This window comes from Streptomyces sp. NPDC021096 (assembly GCF_040641275.1).
GTDB lineage: Bacteria > Actinomycetota > Actinomycetes > Streptomycetales > Streptomycetaceae > Streptomyces.
Genome location: NZ_JBFADG010000043.1, coordinates 1 through 19,236 on the forward strand (window position 1 = coordinate 1; position 19,236 = coordinate 19,236).

The following is a 19,236-nucleotide window of genomic DNA, read 5'->3' on the forward strand; positions in this document are numbered from 1 at the left end:
GCTACGCGGCCGCCAACGTCTACCTCGACGCCCTCGCGGCACACCGACGCGCCACCGGCCTCCCCGCCACCTCCATCGCCTGGGGATTCTGGGAAGAGCGCAGCGAACTGACCGAGCGGCTCTCCGACGACGACCTGGCACGCGCCCACGCGCTGCCGATGTCCACCGCGCAGGCGCTGGAGCTGTTCGACGCGGCGCTGGCCGCCGACGAGGCGATGGTGCTGGCCGCCCCGCTGAACCCGAGCGCGTGGGCGGGCACCGACCACGTGCCTCCGGTGCTGCGCGACCTGGTCCGTACCCCGATCCGGCGCGCCGCCGACTCCACCGGCACCGCCGACGGCGCCGCCACCACCGCACTGGGCCGGCGACTGGCCGACGTGGACCCCGCCCGACGGGACGAGGTCGTGCTGGAACTGGTCCGCCATCACGTCGCGGCGGTGCTCCGCCACGCGTCGGCGGACACGGTGGACGCGTCGCGGACGTTCCAGGAGGTCGGCTTCGACTCGCTGACCGCCGTGGAACTGCGCAACCGCATCAGCGCGGCCACCGGCGTACGGCTGCCGGCCACCGCAGTCTTCGACTACCCCACGCCGCGCGTCCTGGCCGGGCACCTGCTCGCCGAGGTGCTCGGCTCGGACGAGGGGGCGGCCGCGCCCGTGCCGGGCGTGCTCGTCGCCGACGATCCCATCGTGATCGTCGGCATGAGCTGCCGCTATCCGGGCGGGATCGCCTCGCCGGAGCAGCTGTGGGACCTGGTGCGGTCCGGTGGTGACGCGATTGGCGGCCTGCCGGGCGACCGCGGCTGGGACCTGGGCGGCCTCTACGACCCCGACCCCGACACCCCCGGCACGTCGTACGCGCGCGACGGCGGGTTCCTGCACGACGCGACCGAGTTCGACGCCGGGCTCTTCGGGATCTCGCCGCGCGAGGCGACCGCCATGGATCCGCAGCAGCGGCTGCTGCTGGAGGCGTCCTGGGAGGCGTTCGAGCGCGCGGGCATCCCTGTCGGCTCGGTCAAGGGTGAGCGGATCGGCGTGTTCACCGGAGTGATGCACCACGACTACCTCACCCGCCTGTCGACCCCGCCGGAGGGAGTCGAGGGCTATCTGGGCACGGGCGCCGCGGCGAGCGTGGCGTCGGGCCGCGTGGCGTACACGTTCGGCCTCGAGGGCCCGGCGGTCACCGTGGACACCGCGTGCTCGTCGTCGCTCGTCGCCCTGCACCTGGCCGTGCAGGCGCTGCGTCTCGGGGAGTGCTCGCTGGCGCTGGCCGGTGGCGTGACCGTGATGTCCACCCCCACTGTTTTCGTGGAGTTCTCGCGTCAGCGTGGACTGTCCCGGGACGGCCGCTGCAAGGCGTTCGCCGGGGCGGCCGACGGCACCGGCTTCGCCGAGGGCATCGGCATGCTGCTGGTCGAGCGGCTGTCGGACGCACGGCGCAACGGGCACCGGATCCTCGCGGTGGTGCGGGGTTCGGCGGTGAACCAGGACGGCGCCTCGAACGGTCTGACGGCCCCGAACGGTCCCTCGCAGCAGCGGGTCATCCGCGCCGCGTTGGCGACCGCGGGCCTGTCGCCGCAGGACGTGGACGCCGTCGAGGCGCATGGTACGGGTACGACGCTGGGCGACCCCATCGAGGCCCAGGCGCTCCTGGCCACGTACGGCCAGGACCGGGAACGGCCTCTGCTGCTGGGCTCGGTGAAGTCGAACATCGGGCACACCCAGGCGGCGTCCGGCGTCGCCGGCGTCATCAAGATGGTCATGGCGATGCAGCACGGAGTGCTGCCCCGGACCCTGCACGTCGACGAGCCCACCCCGCACGTCGACTGGACGACCGGCTCCGTGGAGCTGCTCACCGAGCAGGCGGAGTGGCCCGAGACGGGCGCGCCCCGGCGCGCGGGCGTGTCGTCGTTCGGCGTGAGCGGCACCAACGCCCACGTCGTCCTCGAACAGGCACCGGTTTCCGAGCTGCCTGCGGAGGAGAACGAGGCCGCCGGTCCCGGCGCTGTGGTCCCGTTGATCGTCTCCGGCCGGGACCGGCGCGCTCTGCGCGCTCAGGCCGAGCGGCTGCGCACCTGGGTGGCGGACGCCCCCGAGCAGCGGCGCGTGGCGGACGTGGCCTTCTCCCTCCTCGCCGGCAGGACGGCGCTGGAGCACCGCGCGGTCGTGCTCGGCGGGGAGCGTGCCGAGCTGCTGGCGGGACTGGCGGCGCTGGCGCAGGACGAGCCGGCGTCGGGCGTGGTCGCCGCGGCGGCGGTGCCGGGCCGCAAGGTGACCTTCGTGTTCCCCGGTCAGGGTTCGCAGTGGACCGGGATGGCCACGGAACTCATCGAGTCCTCACCGGTGTTCGCCGAGCGGATGCGGGAGTGCGCCGAGGCGCTGAGCCCGTTCGTGGACTGGTCGCTGTCCGACGTGCTGTCGGACGAAGAGGCGCTGCGCCGCGTCGATGTGGTGCAGCCGGTGCTGTGGGCCGTCATGGTCTCGCTCGCCGGGCTGTGGCGCTCGTACGGCGTCACCCCCGCCGCGGTCGTGGGCCACTCCCAAGGTGAGATCGCGGCCGCATGCGTCGCCGGTGGCCTGTCCCTGGAGGACGGCGCCCGGGTCGTCGCCCTGCGCAGCAAGGCGCTGCTGGCGCTGTCCGGCCGGGGCGGCATGCTGTCGGTCCCCCTGCCGGCGGATCGACTGCGAGGCCGGGACGGACTGTCCATCGCCGCCGTCAACGGGCCCACCTCGACTGTCGTCTCCGGCGACAACGACGTCCTGGACGCACTGCTCGTGGAGTTCCCGCAGGCCAAGCGCATCCCCGTCGACTACGCCTCCCACTCCCCCCATGTCGGGCGCATCGAGAACGAGCTCGCCGAAGCGCTGGCGCCGATCACACCGCGCACGGGCGACGTCCCGTTCTACTCGACCGTCACCGGCGAGCTCACCGACACCGCCGAACTCGACGCGGCCTACTGGTACCGCAACGGCCGCCACACCGTCGAGTTCCAGGGCGTCATCGAGAAGCTGCTCGGCCTCGGCCACACCCTCTTCATCGAGGCGAGCTCGCACCCCGTGCTGACCGCGGGCGTGCGGGAGACCGTCGAGGCGGCGGGCCGTGAGGGCGTGGTGCTCGGTTCGCTGCGCCGGGACGACGGTGGCCTGAGGCGCATGCTGGCGTCGCTGGCCGAGGCGTACGTGCACGGTGCCGATGTCGACTGGCGGCCGCTGCTCGACGGCGCGCGCCGGGTGGACCTGCCGACGTACGCGTTCCAGCGGGAGCGCTACTGGCTGGATTCCGTCGACGCCCAGCCCGCCGCCAGTGCGCTGGACGCCGAGTTCTGGGCCGCGGTCGAGCGCGGGGACCTGGAGTCGCTCGCGGCGACCCTGCGCGTCGCCGGGGAGCCCCTGGGCGAGGTGCTGCCCGCGCTGTCCCAGTGGCGGCGCGAGCGCCGTGACGTCTCCACCATGGACTCATGGCGGTACAAGATCCACTGGAAGCCGCTCGCGGCCGGTGCCACCTCCCTGACCGGCACCTGGCTGGTCCTGGTGACCGACGGTCAGCCCGACGAGGAGTGGGTCGCCGGGGTCACCGGCGCCCTGACCCGCCAGGGCGCCGAGCCGCACACGGTCGTGCTGGACGAGTCCGACTTGGACCGCGCCGCCCTCGCCGGGCGGCTGAGGGGCCTGTTGGCGGAACACCCGCACATCAGCGGCGTCGTGTCGCTGGTGGCGATGGACGAGCGCGCCCACCCCGCGTACCCGGCCGTGCCCCGCGGATACGCGATGACGCTCCTGCTGGCGCAGGCGCTCGGCGACGCCGGGATGGAGGCGCCGATGTGGTGCCTCACCCGGGGGGCCGTATCGCTGAGCGAGGGCGACGTGGCCACCAGCCGCAAGCAGGCGCTGGCCTGGGGCCTCGGCCGGGTGGTCGCCCTCGAGCAGCCCCTGCGCTGGGGCGGGCTGGTCGACCTGCCGGAGAGCGTGACCGAGCGGGCGCAGGCCCTTTTGGCGAGCGTGCTGGCCGGTGCCTCGGACGAGGACCAGGTCGCCGTGCGCGCGGCCGGCCTGTTCGGACGCCGGCTGGCGCACGCCCCGACGCGTGAGCCGGGCGTGACGACCTGGCGCCCCGCCGGGACGGTGCTGGTCACCGGCGGCACCGGCGCGCTGGGTGGGCACGTCGCCCGTTGGCTGGCGGGCCAGGGCGCGGATCACGTGGTGCTGACCAGCCGCCGGGGCATGGCCGCGCCCGGCGCCGGCCGGCTGGTGGAGGAGCTGGAGGCGCTCGGTGCGCGGGTGACGGTCGCCGCGTGCGACGTCGGCGACCGGGACGCCCTGGCGGCGCTGCTGGCCGACGTGGGGCCGCTGACCGCGGTGGTGCACACCGCGGCCGTGCTCGACGACGGCACGATCGGCTCGCTGACCACGGACCAGCTGCAACGGGTCCTGAGCGTCAAGATCGACGGTGCGGTGAACCTGCACGAGCTGACCCGCGACATGGACCTCTCCGCGTTCGTGCTGTTCTCCTCGCTGTCCGGCACGCTGGGCGCCCCGGGGCAGGGCAACTACGCACCCGGTCATGTCTTCGTGGACACCCTGGCCGAGCAGCGCCGGGCCGAGGGCCTGCCGGCGACGTCCGTGGCCTGGGGCCTGTGGGCCGGTGCCGGCATGGGCGAAGGCGGCGTCGGCGACGTCGCCCGGCGGCACGGAGTCCCGGAGATGGCCCCGGAGATGGCCGCCGCGGCCATGGGGCGCGCGGTCGAGCAGGGCGACACCGTCGTCACGGTCGCCGAGATCGACTGGGACCGCCATTACGTCGCGTTCACCGCGACCCGGCCGAGTCCGCTGATGCGCGACGTCCCCGAGGTGCGCGCGCTGATCGAAGGCGGGGTCGGCGCGGAGAACGCCGGGGCCGCGCCGGAGCGTTCGGGCTTCGCCGAGCGGCTCGCCGGGATGAACGACGCCGAGCGCGACCGTGCGCTTCTGGACCTGGTCCGCCGCCACGTCGCGGTCGTTCTGGGCCACACCGGCCCGGACGCGGTCGAGGTCGGCCGGGCGTTCCACGAGACGGGATTCGACTCCGTCACCGCCGTCGAGCTGCGCAACCGGCTCAACGGCGCCACCGGGCTCCGCCTGCCCGCCACGGTGACCTTCGACCACCCCTCGCCGCTCGCCCTGGTCGCGTACCTGCGCGGCGAACTGTTCGACGACCTGCCGGGCCGGGCGGAGCCGGTCCGGGCGACCGTCGCAGCCGCGGACGAGCCGATCGCCATCGTCGGCATGAGCTGCCGGTTCCCGGGGGACGTCGGCTCTCCCGAGGACCTGTGGAGGCTGCTCGACAGCGGGTCCGACGCGCTCGGCGACCTCCCCGTCGACCGCGGCTGGGACACCGCGAACCTGTACCACCCGGACCCCGATCACCGCGGTACCTCGTACACCCGGACGGCCGCCTTCATGTACGACGCCGGCCGGTTCGACGCCGGGTTCTTCGGGATCTCGCCGCGCGACGCCGTCGCGATGGACCCGCAGCAGCGGCTGCTGCTGGAGGCGTCCTGGGAGGCGTTCGAGCGGGCCGGCATCGCCCCCGAGTCGCTCAAGGGCAGCGCGACCGGCGTGTTCACCGGTACGAACGGCCAGGACTACGCGTCCCTGCTGAAGGCCGATGAGACCGGCGACTTCGAGGGCCGCGCGGCCACCGGCAACTCGGCCGCGGTGATGTCCGGCCGCATCGCCTACGCGCTGGGACTGGAGGGCCCGGCGCTGACGGTGGACACGGCGTGCTCGTCGTCGCTCGTCGCCCTGCACCTGGCGGTGCAGGCGCTGCGGTCGGGCGAGTGCACGCTGGCCCTGGCCGGCGGCGTGAGCGTGATGACGACCGCGGAGATCTTCGTGGAGTTCTCCCGCCAGCGTGCGCTGGCCGCCGACGGACGCTGCAAGGCGTTCGCCGCGGCCGCGGACGGTACGGGCTGGGGCGAGGGCGTCGGCATGCTCCTCGTGGAGCGGCTGTCGGACGCCGAGCGCAACGGGCACCAGATCCTGGCCGTGGTCCGTGGGACCGCGGTGAACCAGGACGGCGCCTCGAACGGTCTGACGGCCCCCAACGGTCCCGCGCAGCAGCGGGTCATCCGCCAGGCGCTGGCGAACGCCGGTCTGTCGACGGCCGACGTCGACGCGGTGGAGGCGCACGGTACGGGCACGAAGCTGGGCGACCCGATCGAGGCGCAGGCGCTGCTGGCCACGTACGGCCAGGACCGCGACGCCGACCAGCCGCTGCTGCTGGGCTCGGTGAAGTCGAACATCGGGCACACGCAGGCCGCTGCGGGTGTGGCCGGTGTCATCAAGATGGTCATGGCGATGCGGCACGGCGTGCTGCCGCAGACCCTGCACGTCGACGAGCCCACCTCGCACGTCGACTGGACGACCGGTTCCGTCGAGCTGCTCACCGAGCGGACGGACTGGCCGCGGATCGACAGGCCGCGACGTGCCGGCGTCTCCGCGTTCGGCGTGAGCGGCACCAACGCCCACGTCGTCCTCGAACAGGCGCCGGTGGTGGCCGGGACCGCGATGGAGCGGGCCGAGCTGCCGGCGGTTCCGTGGGTGCTGTCCGGCGCCGGCGAGGATGCGCTGCGTGCACAGGCCGAGCGGCTGCGGTCGTTCGTGGCCTCGGACGCGGAGCTGCTTCCGGCGGATGTGGCGTGGTCGCTGACGTCGACGCGGGCGATGCTCTCGCACCGCGCGGTGGTCGTGGGCGCGGATCGCGAGGAACTGCTGCGTGGACTGGACGCGGTGGCGGGCGGTGCGCCGGCCCCGGGCGTGGTGACCGGTGTGGCGGGCTCGCCGTCCGGTGCGGTGTTCGTGTTCCCCGGTCAGGGTTCGCAGTGGACCGGGATGGCGCTGGAACTCATCGACTCGGCTCCGGTGTTCGCGGAGCGGATGCGGGAGTGCGCCGAGGCGCTGAGCCCGTTCGTGGACTGGTCGCTGTTCGACGTCCTCGCCGATGAAGAGGCGCTGCGCCGCGTGGACGTGGTGCAGCCGGTGCTGTGGGCCGTCATGGTCTCGCTGGCCGAGCTGTGGCGCTCCTACGGCGTCACTCCGGCAGCGGTCGTCGGCCACTCCCAGGGCGAGATCGCGGCGGCGTGTGTCGCGGGTGGCTTGTCGCTGGAGGACGGCGCCCGGATCGTCTCCCTGCGCAGCAAGGCCCTCCTGGCGCTGTCGGGTCAGGGCGGCATGGTCTCCGTACCGCTGCCCGCCGACCAGTTGCGCGGCCGGGACGGACTGTCCATCGCAGCCGTCAACGGACCGGCCTCGACCGTCGTATCGGGCGACAACGACGTCCTGGACGCGATCCTGGCGGAGTTCCCGCAGGCCAAGCGCATCCCCGTCGACTACGCCTCCCACTCCACCCACGTGGAGCAGATCGAAGACGAACTGGCGCAAGCACTCGCACCCGTCGCACCGCGCACGGGCAACATCCCCTTCTACTCAACCGTCACCGGCGAACTCACCGACACGGCAGAGCTGGATGCGGCCTACTGGTACCGCAACCTCCGCCACACCGTCGAGTTCCAGGGCTCCATCGAGAACCTGCTCGCCCTCGGCCACACCGTCTTCGTCGAAGCGAGCCCCCACCCCGTCCTGACCGTAGGCGTACAGGACACCGCCGATGCCAAGGACATCACCGTTGTGGCCACCGGCTCCCTCCGCCGCGACCAGGGCGGACTCGCCCAGTTCCTCACCGGGCTCGGGCTGCTGCATGTCGAGGGCGTCCCGGTGGACTGGGAGCCCGTGTTCGCGGGTGCCGGTGCCCGGCGGGTCGACCTTCCGACGTACGCCTTCCAGCACGAGTGGTTCTGGCTGGACCCGGTCCGTGGCGGCGGTGACGTGGCGGGCGCCGGGCTGACCGGGCTCGCGCATCCGCTGCTGAGCGGGGTGCTGTCGCTGCCCGACGCCGACGGCTGTGTGCTGACTGGTTCGTTGTCGACCGCGACCCATCCCTGGCTGCGTGATCACGCCGTACTCGGCAAGGTCCTGCTGCCGGGCACCGGGTTCGTGGAGCTGGCTCTGCAGGCCGGTCTCCAGCTCGGTCTGCGGCACCTGGACGAGCTGACCCTGCAGGCGCCGCTGGTGCTGCCCGAGCACGGCGACACGCAGATACAGGTCTCGGTCGGCGGCCCGGACGAGGCGGGGCGGCGGCCGGTCACGGTGTACTCCCGGCGGGGCCGGGACGCGGAGTGGGTGAGGCATGCCACCGGCAGCCTGAGTGACGACACCGGGGCGGCCGTCGACCGGCTGGACGTGTGGCCTCCTGCGGGGGCCACGCCGGTGGACCTCACCGACGTCTACGCGTCCATGGACGCGCGCGGTTACGCCTACGGACCCGTCTTCCAGGGGCTCCGTGCCGCCTGGCGCCGCGGGGACGAGGTGTTCGCCGAGGTCGCGCTGCCCGGTGCGGCCGAGAGCGACGCGGACCGGTGCGGTCTGCACCCGGCGCTGCTGGACGCGGCGTTGCAGGGTGCCGGACTCGGGACGTTCGTATCCGAGCCGGAACAGCCCCACCTTCCCTTCGCCTGGTCCGGGCTCACCCTCCACGCGGTGGGTGCGCGGGCCCTGCGGGTGGCCTTGGCGCCCGCGGGTCCGGACGCGATGGCCGTCCGGGTGGCGGATGCCACGGGCGCGCCGGTGCTGTCGGCGGAGTCCCTGGTCCTGCGGCCGATGGCCGCTGACCGGCTCGACCGTGCACGCGCCGAGGCGCTGTTCCGGGTGGACTGGACCGAACTCGCCCTGCCCTCGTCGGACGAGGCGGCGCTCGTCACCGTCTCCTCCGCCGCTGAGCTGGCAGAGCTGACAGAGCTGCCCGCGGTGGTGGTGCTCGAGCCCGCCGCTGACGTGGACGAGAGCCCGGACGGGGTTCACGCGCTGGTCAGCCGGGTGCTGGAGGCGGTTCAGGCGTGGCTGGCGGACGACCGGTTCGCCGATTCACGGCTCGTGGTGGTGACGCGCGGCGCGGTGGCGACGGCGGCCGGCGAGAGCCCGGAGAACCTGGCGGCCGCGGCCGTGTGGGGTCTCGTGCGTACCGCGCAGACGGAGAACCCCGGGCGTTTCGTCCTGGCCGACCTGCCGGACGAGGACCTGTCCCCGCTCCCGGCCGTTCTGCGCACCGACGAGCCCCAGGTGGCGATGCGCGGCGGCGCCGCGCTCGTCCCCAGGCTGACGCGTGTCGGCAAGGACGAAACAGCCTTCGCAGATGCAGCACATGCAACAGATGCAACAGAAAGCGGCTGGCGACTGGCGGCCACCGGCGGGGACACCCTCGAGAGCCTGGCCCGCGTGGCCTGCCCCGAGGTGTCCGCGCCGCTGGAGAGCGGCCAGGTCCGGGTGGCGGTGCACGCCGCCGGGGTGAACTTCCGTGACGTGCTCCTGGCCTTGGGGATGTACCCGGACAAGGCCGGCCTGCTGGGCAGCGAGGGCGCCGGAGTCGTCCTGGAGGTTGGCCCTGGCGTGGACGACGTCGCTCCGGGCGACCGGGTGATGGGCCTGTTCTCCGGCTCCTTCGGGCCGGTGGCGGTCACCGACCACCGGCTGGTGGCACCGGTGCCGGCCGGGTGGTCGTTCGCACAAGCGGCCGCGACTCCGGTCGCGTTCCTCACGGCGATGTACGGGCTGATCGACCTGGCCGGGGTACGGCGCGGCGAGTCGGTGCTCGTCCACGCGGCGGCCGGCGGCGTCGGCATGGCCGCGGTGCAGGTGGCGCACTGGCTCGGTGCGGAGGTGTTCGCCACCGCGAGCCCGGCGAAGTGGGACGCGGTGCGCGGGCTCGGGGTCGCGGAGGAGCGGATCGCCTCCTCCCGGTCCGCGGGCTTCGCGGACCGGTTCCGCGCGGTGACGCCCGACGGCGTGGACGTGGTGCTGAACTCGCTGACCGGCGAGCTCCTCGACGCCTCGCTCGGGCTGCTCCGCCCGGCCGGGCGAATGATCGAGATGGGCAAGACCGACGTCCGTGACGCGGACGAGGTACTGGCCGGCCACGCCGTGGCGTACCGGGCGTTCGAACTGCTCGAAGCGGGCCCGGGCCGGCTCGGCCGGCTCCTCGCCGAGATGGTCGCGCTGTTCGAGCAGGGGGTGTTCACCCCGCTGCCGCTGAGGGTCTGGGACGTCGCCCGGGCCGACGAGGCGTTCCGCTTCCTGTCGCAGGCGCGCCACGTCGGCAAACTGGCGCTCACTATTCCGCAGCCGGTGGGCGACGGAGCCGTACTGATCACCGGTGGTACGGGAACGCTGGGCGGTCTGGTCGCCCGGCACCTGGTGCGCGAGCGCGGGGTGCACGAGCTGGTGCTGGCGAGCCGTTCCGGCGGTGCCGCCCCCGCGGCGGCCGGGCTGGTCGCCGAGCTGGAAGCGGCCGGCGCGCGGGTCCGGGTGGTTGCGTGCGACCTCGCGGACCGGGACGCGGCCGCCGGACTGGTGGCGTCGATAGCGGACCTGCGGATGGTGGTCCACACCGCGGGCGTGCTCGACGACGCCGTGATCGGCTCCCTGACCCCGGACCGGGTCCGGACGGTGCTGCGCCCGAAGGTGGACGCGGCATGGCATCTGCACGAGCTGACCCGGGACCTGGACCTCGCCGGATTCGTGCTGTTCTCCTCGGCGGCCGGAGTGCTGGGCGGCCCCGGGCAGGGCAACTACGCGGCCGCCAACACGTTCCTCGACGCGCTGGCCGCGCGCCGCAGGGCGCAGGGCCTGCCCGCGGTCTCCCTCGCGTGGGGCTTCTGGGACCAGCGCAGTGAGCTGACCGAACACGTCGAGCTGGACCGGCTCGCACGGGCCGGGGTCCGGCCGCTGTCCACCGAGGACGCGCTCGGGCTCTTCGACGCCGCGCTGACCACAGGTGATGCGCTGCTGGTCCCGGTGCGCCTCGATGCGGCCCCGCTGGGCGCGGGCACCGTGTCCCCGCTGCTGCGCGGCGTCGTCGGTGCCCCGACCGCCGGTGCCGTCCCGGTCTCCCGTGCCGCGTCCGGCACCGGCGCCCACGACGGCGGCCTCGCGGGCCCGGGCTTCACGGGCCTGGCGGCCGCCGAGCGGCACGCCGCGCTCGTCGACCTGGTCCGTACCCAGGCCGCGGCCGTGCTCGGACACAGCGGCGCGGAGTCGGTGACCGCGGACAGGCCGTTCAAGGAGCTGGGCTTCGACTCGCTGTCCGCGGTGGAACTGCGCAACAGGCTGCGCACCGCGACCGGCCGACGGCTCCAGGCCACGGTGATCTTCGATCACCCGACGCCGGACGCGCTCGCCGCGTTCCTCGAGCAGGAGCTGTTCGGCGCCGTGGTGGTGACGGAGGACGTGCCGTCGGCCATGGGAGCGCTCCCGGCCGACGACCCGATCGTCGTCGTGGGCATGAGCTGCCGCCTGCCGGGCGGCGTGGACTCGCCCGAGGCCCTGTGGCAGTTGCTGGTCACCGAGGGGGACGCCATGTCCGGCCTTCCCACCGACCGCGGCTGGGACCTCGCGGCGCTCTACGACCAGGATCCCGGCCGTTCCGGCACCACCTACGCGCGGGCCGGCGGGTTCCTGCAGGGCGCCGCGGACTTCGACGCCGGGTTCTTCAAGATCTCGCCCCGTGAGGCGCTGGCCGCCGACCCGCAGCAGCGTCTGTGGCTGGAGGCGTCCTGGGAGGCGTTCGAACGGGCCGGCATCGATCCGCACACGCTGAAGGGCACCCGCACCGGTGTCTTCGCGGGCGCCGCTTCGACCACGTACGGAGCGGACCAGCCCTCGACCCCGGAGGGCTCCGAGGGGTACCTGCTCACCGGGAACTCGACGTCGGTGATCTCCGGCCGCGTCGCCTACGCACTGGGGCTCGAGGGCCCCGCGGTCACCGTGGACACCGCCTGCTCCTCCTCGCTGGTCAGCGTGCACTGGGCCTGCGAATCCCTCCGCCGGGGCGAGAGCACGCTGGCGCTGGCCGGTGGCGTGGCGGTCATGCCGACGCCGGACCTGCTGGTCGAGTTCTCCCGCCAGCGCGGCCTGGCGGCCGACGGCCGCTGCAAGGCGTTCGCCGCGGCGGCCGACGGCACCGGATTCGCCGAAGGCGTCGGCGTGCTGGTCCTGGAGCGGCTCTCGGATGCCGAGCGCAACGGGCACCGGGTCCTGGCCGTCGTACGCGGCTCCGCCGTCAACCAGGACGGCGCGTCGAACGGTCTGACGGCCCCCAACGGGCCGTCGCAGCAGCGGGTCATCCAGCAGGCGCTGGCGAACGCCGGTCTGTCGACCGCGGACGTCGACGCCGTGGAGGCGCACGGCACGGGCACGACGCTGGGCGACCCGATCGAGGCCCAGGCACTGGTCGCGACGTACGGCCAGGGGCGCGAGGCCGACCGGCCGCTGCTCCTCGGCTCGGTCAAGTCCAACATCGGTCACACGCAGGCCGCCGCCGGTGCGGCCGGCCTCATCAAGATGGTCCTGGCCCTGCGCCACGGCGTCCTGCCGCGCACGCTGCACGTCGACGAGCCCACCCCGCACGTCGACTGGACGGCCGGTGCCGTGGAACTGCTCACCGAGCAGACGCCGTGGCCTGCCGCCGGGCGCCCGCGCCGGGCCGGTGTGTCCGCCTTCGGCGTGAGCGGCACGAACGCCCACGTGATCCTCGAAGAGGCACCGGCGGTGGCGACCGCGCCGGAGGCCGACCGCGTCGCCCCGGCCGCCGTGCCGTGGGTGCTGTCGGGTGTCGGTCAGGACGGCCTGCGGGCACAGATCGAACGCCTCAAGTCGTTCGTGGAGAGCAATCCGGAGCTGGACCCGGTGGACGTCGGCTGGTCGCTGACGTCGACGCGGGCGATGCTCTCGCACCGCGCGGTGGTCGTGGGCACGGACCGGGACGAACTGCTGCACGGCCTCGACATGCTGGAGAGCGGCGGCGCTGCCGAATCCGGTCGCAAGACCGTGTTCGTCTTCCCCGGCCAGGGCTCCCAGTGGACCGGCATGGCGGTGGAACTCATCGAGTCCTCGCCGGTGTTCGCCGGGCGGATGCGGGAGTGCGCTGCTGCGCTGAGCGCGTTCGTCGACTGGTCGCTGTTCGATGTGCTGTCGGATGAAGACGCTCTGCGTCGAGTCGACGTGGTGCAGCCGGTGCTGTGGGCCGTCATGGTCTCGCTGGCCGAGCTGTGGCGCTCCTACGGCGTCACTCCGGCAGCGGTCGTCGGCCACTCCCAGGGCGAGATCGCGGCGGCGTGTGTCGCGGGCGGGCTCTCGCTAGAAGACGGCGCTCGGATCGTCGCCCTCCGCAGCAAGGCCCTCCTGGCGCTGTCGGGTCAGGGCGGCATGGTCTCCGTACCGCTCCCCGCCGACCGGCTGCGCGGCCGTGACGGACTGTCCATCGCAGCCGTCAACGGACCGGCCTCAACGGTCGTCTCGGGCGACAACGACATCCTCGACGCCATCCTGGCCGAGTTCCCGCAGGCCAAGCGCATCCCCGTCGACTACGCCTCCCACTCCACCCACGTGGAACGCATCGAAGACGAACTAGCGCAAGCACTCGCACCCGTCGCACCCCGCACGGGCAACATCCCCTTCTACTCAACCGTCACGAGCCAACTCACCGACACAGCAGAGCTGAACGCGGCCTACTGGTACCGCAACCTCCGCCACACCGTCGAATTCCAGAACACCATCGACAACCTGCTCACCCTCGGCCACACCGTCTTCATCGAAACCAGCCCCCACCCCGTCCTCACCGTCGGCATTTGCGACACCGCCGACGCCATCGGTGTCCAGGCCGTCGTGACCGGCTCCCTCCGGCGCGACGAAGGCGACGCCCGGCGGTTCCTGAGGTCGCTGGCAGAGGTCTCGGTCGCGGGGGCCGAAGTGAACTGGCGGTCCGTGTTCGAGAGCACGGGCGCCCGGCAGGTGGAGCTGCCGACCTACGCCTTCCGGCACGAGCGCTACTGGCTGGCCCAGGGGCGGGGTACGGGTGACGCGTCCGGGCTGGGCCTGGGCGGCGTCGACCACCCGCTGCTGGGTGCGGCGGTGCCGCTGCCCGACTCGGACGGCTGTGTGCTGACCGGTGCGCTGTCGCTGGCCGGGCAGCCGTGGCTGGCCGACCACGCGGTGCTGGGTGTGGTGCTGCTTCCGGGAGCCGCCTTCGTGGAGCTCGCACTGCAAGCGGGAGCCCGGTTCGGCTGCGACGTGCTGGACGAGCTGACTCTGCACGAGCCGCTGGTGCTGCCGGAGCACGAGACCGTTCAGCTCCAGGTGTCGGTCGGCGGTGCGGACGAGCTCGGTCACCGGGCGCTCACGGTGTTCTCCCGGCGCGACGGCGACTGGGTCCGTCATGCCACCGGCGTGCTGGGCACGGGTGGTCCGGCGGGGGCTTCGGAGGCGTCGGAGGATCTCCGGGTCTGGCCCCCGGCGGGCGCCGAGCCGCTCGGTGTCGGCGAGGTGTACGAGGGGATGGCCGACCGGGGATACCGGTACGGCCCGTCCTTCCAGGGCCTGCGCGCGGCCTGGGTCCGTGGGGACGACGTGTTCCTGGAAGTGGCGTTGCCCGAAGGCGCGTGGAGCGATGCCGCACGGTGCGGGATTCATCCGGCGCTGCTGGACGCGGCGCTGCACGGTCTCGCGCTGGGTGCGTTCGTCACCGAACCGGACCAGGGCTACCTGCCCTTCGCCTGGAACGGGGTGACCCTGCACGCCGTGGGCGCCTCGACGGTACGTGTCGCGCTGCGGCCCGCCGGTACGGATGCCGTGACGGTGCAGGTCGCCGACGCGGTGGGCGCGCCGGTGCTGGCCGTCGACTCGCTGGTGATGCGCCCGTTGGCCGGGCAGCGGCAGCTGCTCGAGGCGGGCAGTGGCCGTCAGGTCGACGCGCTCTTCCGACTGGACTGGTCGGAGGTGTCCGTTCCCGTCGTGTCCGGTTCCGCGTCGGCGGCTTCCTGGACTCTGCTGGGCAGCCATGACGACGAGTTGAAGCTGACCGCCGCGCTGGAGACGGCCGGGGTGTCGCTGGAGCTCGCCGCCGGCCTGGCCGTGATCGAGCGGGTGCCGGACATGTTGCTGGTGCCGTGCCCGCACGACGCCCGCGACGGTTCGGCCGCCGAGGCGACCGCGGCCGGCCTGCACCGGGTGCTGCGGGTGGTCCAGGAGTGGCTGGCGGACGACAGGTTCGCCGATACCCGCCTGGTGGTGCTGACGCGCCGTGCGGCGGCCGTGTCGGCGGGCGACGACGTGGAGGACCTGTCCGGGGCCGCCGTACGGGGCCTCCTGCGGACGGCGCAGCTGGAGAATCCCGGCCGGATCGTGGTGGTCGACCACGACGACTCGGGGCTCGCTGTCCTGCCCGCGGTGCTCGCGGCGGGAGAGCCGGACGTGGCGATCCGGGCGGGCAGGGTTCTGGTGCCCGGGCTGGCCAAGGCGGCCGCGCCCGGCGGGGACGCGCCCGCCTGGGACCGTGGCACGGTACTGATCACGGGCGGGACGGGGACCCTCGGTGGTCTGGTGGCCCGGCACCTGGTGTCCGAGCACGGCGCCCGGGACCTGGTGCTGGCCAGCCGCAGCGGTGCCGATGCGCCGGGGGCCGGGGAGCTGGCCGCTGCGCTGGAGGCGCTGGGCGCCCGGGTCCGGATCGCCGCGTGCGACACGGGCGACCGTGCGGAGCTGGCCGCGCTCCTGGACGGGGTCCCGGAGTTGAGGGCCGTCGTGCACACGGCCGGTGCGGTCGCCGACGGGGTCGTCGGCTCGCTGACCGACGAGCAGATGGGTGCGGTCCTGCGTCCGAAGGCGGACGCGGCGTGGCACCTCCACGAGCTGACCCGTCATCTGGAACTGGACGCCTTCGTCCTGTTCTCGTCCGCCGCCGGGGTCCTGGGCAGCGCCGGCCAGGCCAACTACGCCGCGGCCAACGCCTTCCTCGACGCTCTGGCGACGCACCGGCGGGCCCAGGGGCAGGCGGCGGTGTCCGTCGCCTGGGGCTTCTGGGAGCAGCGCAGTGGACTGACCACGCACCTGTCGGACGACGACCTGGCCCGGATGAGGGGCAAGGGCGCGCTGCCGCTGTCCGTCGCGCAGGGCCTGGAGTTGTTCGACGCGGCGTGCCGGAGCGCCGATGCGGCGCTCGTGGCCAGCCCGTTGGACGTCCGGGCGCTGGCGGCGGCCGGTGCCGTGCCGCCCGTACTGCGCGGCCTGGCGCCGGCGCCGGTGCGGCGGGCGGCCGAAACCGGCGACGGCGGGGGCGCCTTGCGGCGCCGCCTGGCCGGGCTGCCGGCGGCCGAGCAGAGCCAGGTGGTGGGGGAACTGGTCCGCGGCCAGGTCGCGGCGGTGCTCCGGCACACGGACGCGGGGGCGGTCGACGCCACGCGGACGTTCCAGGAGATCGGCTTCGACTCGCTGACCGCGGTCGACCTGCGCAACCGGCTGACCGCCGCCACCGGGGTCCGGCTGCCCGCGACGGCGATCTTCGACTATCCGACTCCGGCCGCGCTGGGCGCGCACCTGTTGGCGCAGGTCGCGCCGGAGGCCGCCGACCCGGTCGAGGTCCGGCTCAGGGAACTGGACAAGATCGTTTCTGTGATATCCGCCATGGCCGAGGACACCACTCTGCGTGAGAGGCTGTCGCCACGGCTGGATTCCATCGTTGCGATGTGGAACGACATGCAGCGACCTGCGCAAACAAACGGGGATGAGCAGGACCTGGAATCCGCCTCACTGGAAGACATGTTCGGCATCATCGACCAGGAACTCGATGGGTCATGACCGACAAGAACTTCCGACCAGTAGTCATCGAGGGGAATGGCGCACGGATGTCGAACGACGAGAAGGTTCTCGCGTACCTGAAGAAGCTCACCGCCGATCTGCGACAGACTCGGCAACGCCTCAGCGACGTCGAGGCGAAGAGCCGGGAACCGATCGCGATCATCGGGATGAGCTGCCGCTTTCCGGGCGGTGTTGCCTCTCCCGAGGACCTGTGGCGGCTGACCGACTCGGCGGTGGACGCGGTGGGCGGGTTCCCGGCCGACCGCGGCTGGGACCTGGACGGCGTGTACGACCCGGACCCCGACCGCGCCGGCCGCTCGTACGCCCGCGAGGGCGCGTTCGTCCATGACGTCGCCGACTTCGACCCCGGCCTGTTCGGCATCTCGCCCCGCGAGGCACTGGCGATGGACCCGCAGCAGCGGCTGCTGCTGGAGGCGTCGTGGGAGGTCTTCGAACGGGCCGGCATCCCCGTCACCTCGGTGCGGGGCAGCCGGACCGGTGTGTTCGCCGGACTCATGTACTCCGATTACGTCTCGCGGCTGCCCGCCGTGCCGGACGAGCTCGAGGGATACGTCGGGATCGGCACTGCGGCGAGCGTCGCCTCGGGCCGGGTGTCCTACACCTACGGCCTCGAGGGGCCGGCGGTGACGGTGGACACGGCGTGTTCGTCGTCGCTGGTGGCCCTGCACCTGGCGGTGCAGGCGCTGCGGAACGGCGAGTGCTCGCTCGCGCTCGCCGGCGGCGTCACGGTCATGGCGACACCGGGCACGTTCGTGCAGTTCTCGCGCCAGCGGGGTCTCGCCGCCGACGGCCGGTGCAAGTCCTTCGCCGACGGCGCGGACGGTACGGGCTGGGGCGAGGGCGTCGGCATGCTCCTCGTGGAGCGGCTGTCCGACGCCCAGCGCAACGGCCACCCGATCCTGGCCGTGGTGCGGGGCTCCGCCGTCAACCAGGACGGTGCGTCCAATGGCCTGACCGCGCCCAACGGACCGTCACAGCAGCGGGTGATCCGTGCCGCGTTGGCGAACGCCGGTCTGGCGACGGCTGATGTCGACGCGGTCGAGGCGCACGGTACGGGCACGAAGCTGGGCGACCCGATCGAGGCGCAGGCGCTGCTGGCGACGTACGGCCAGGACCGGCCGGAGGACCGGCCGCTGTGGCTGGGCTCGGTGAAGTCCAACATCGGTCACACGCAGGCCGCTGCGGGTGTGGCCGGTGTCATCAAGATGGTCATGGCGATGCGGCACGGAGTGCTGCCCCGGACTCTCCACGTCGACGAGCCGTCGACGCACGTCGACTGGGCGGCAGGCGCGGTGGAGCTGCTGACCGAGCGGACGGAGTGGCCCGGGGCCGACAGGCCGCGGCGGGCAGGTGTGTCCGCGTTCGGCGTGAGTGGCACGAACGCCCACGTCGTACTGGAACAGGCGTCGACGGAGACGGAGTCCAGGACGGAGCGGGCCGAACTGCCCGCGATTCCCTGGGTGGTGTCGGGTGAGGGCGAGGCTGCGCTTCGGGCACAGGCCGAGCGCTTGAAGTCCTTCGTGAACGACAACCCGGAGCTGGATCCGGCGGACGTGGGCTGGTCGTTGGCCTCGTCACGTGCGGCGCTGTCGCATCGCGCGGTGGTCGTGGGCACGAACCGTGAGGAACTGCTCGCAGGACTGGAGTCCATGGCTGCCGGTGTTCCGGTGGCCGGTGGGCTGGGCGTGCTGTTCACGGGCCAGGGCTCCCAGCGGCTCGGCATGGGCCGCGAGCTGCACAGCGCCTACCCCGTCTTCGCCCAGGCGTGGGACGAGGTCTGCGCCGAGCTCGACCGCCACCTCGACCGGCCCCTGCACGAAGTGGTCTGGGGCGACGACGCCGAACTGCTGAGTGAGACTCTCTACACCCAGGCGGCTCTTTTCGCCCTCGAAGTCTCGCTCTACCGCCTCGTCTCCTCGTGGGGCGTGAAGCCGGACCATCTCCTCGGCCACTCCATCGGCGAGCTTGCCGCCGCGCACGTGGCGGGGGTGTGGTCCCTCGAAGACGCGGCGCGTGTGGTCGCCGCGCGCGGCCGTCTGATGCAGGCGCTGCCTGTCGGCGGAGCCATGGTCTCCGTCGCCGCACCCGAGGGTGACGTCCTGCCCCTGCTGACGGACGGCGTCACCATCGCCGCCGTCAACGGCCCCGAGTCGTTGGTCCTGTCCGGTGACGAGGGTGCCGTGCAGGGCATCGCCGATGTGCTGTCCGCCCGTGGGGTCAAGACCCGGCGTCTGCGGGTGAGCCATGCCTTCCACTCGCCCCGCATGGACGCGATGCTGGACGACTTCGCCGCCGTACTCGACGATGTCGCCTTCCACTCCCCCACCCTGCCCATCGTCTCCAACGTCACGGGCACCGTCGCGGGCGACGAACTGCTCACCGCCGAATACTGGGTCCGTCACGTCCGTGAGACCGTCCGCTTCGCCGACGGCCTCACCACCCTCCGCACCCTCGGCACCACAACTTTCCTCGAACTCGGCCCCGACGGCAGCCTGAC

At 73.3% G+C, this 19,236-nt stretch carries 2 protein-coding genes and 1 pseudogene; all 3 read left to right on the forward strand.

Going from position 1 to position 19,236, the window contains the following annotated elements; all coding sequences use genetic code 11:
- Positions 1-86 (forward strand): annotated as a pseudogene (locus AB0G59_RS28625) (KR domain-containing protein); the annotation flags it as partial.
- A 72-nt stretch (positions 87-158) separates the two neighbouring features.
- On the forward strand, positions 159-16,718 hold the full coding sequence (locus AB0G59_RS28630) for a type I polyketide synthase (protein WP_360917532.1): 16,560 nt from the start codon (positions 159-161) through the stop codon (positions 16,716-16,718).
- The coding region (locus AB0G59_RS28635) for a type I polyketide synthase (protein ID WP_360917529.1) at positions 16,715-19,236 on the forward strand (2,522 nt) is incomplete at its 3' end. The genes AB0G59_RS28630 and AB0G59_RS28635, both read left to right, overlap by 4 nt.

Excerpts from the sequence above, each read along its gene's own strand:
- AB0G59_RS28630 (WP_360917532.1), top strand. The coding sequence starts at position 159 with ATGTCCACCGCGCAGGCGCTGGAGCTGTTCGACGCGGCGCTGGCCGCC.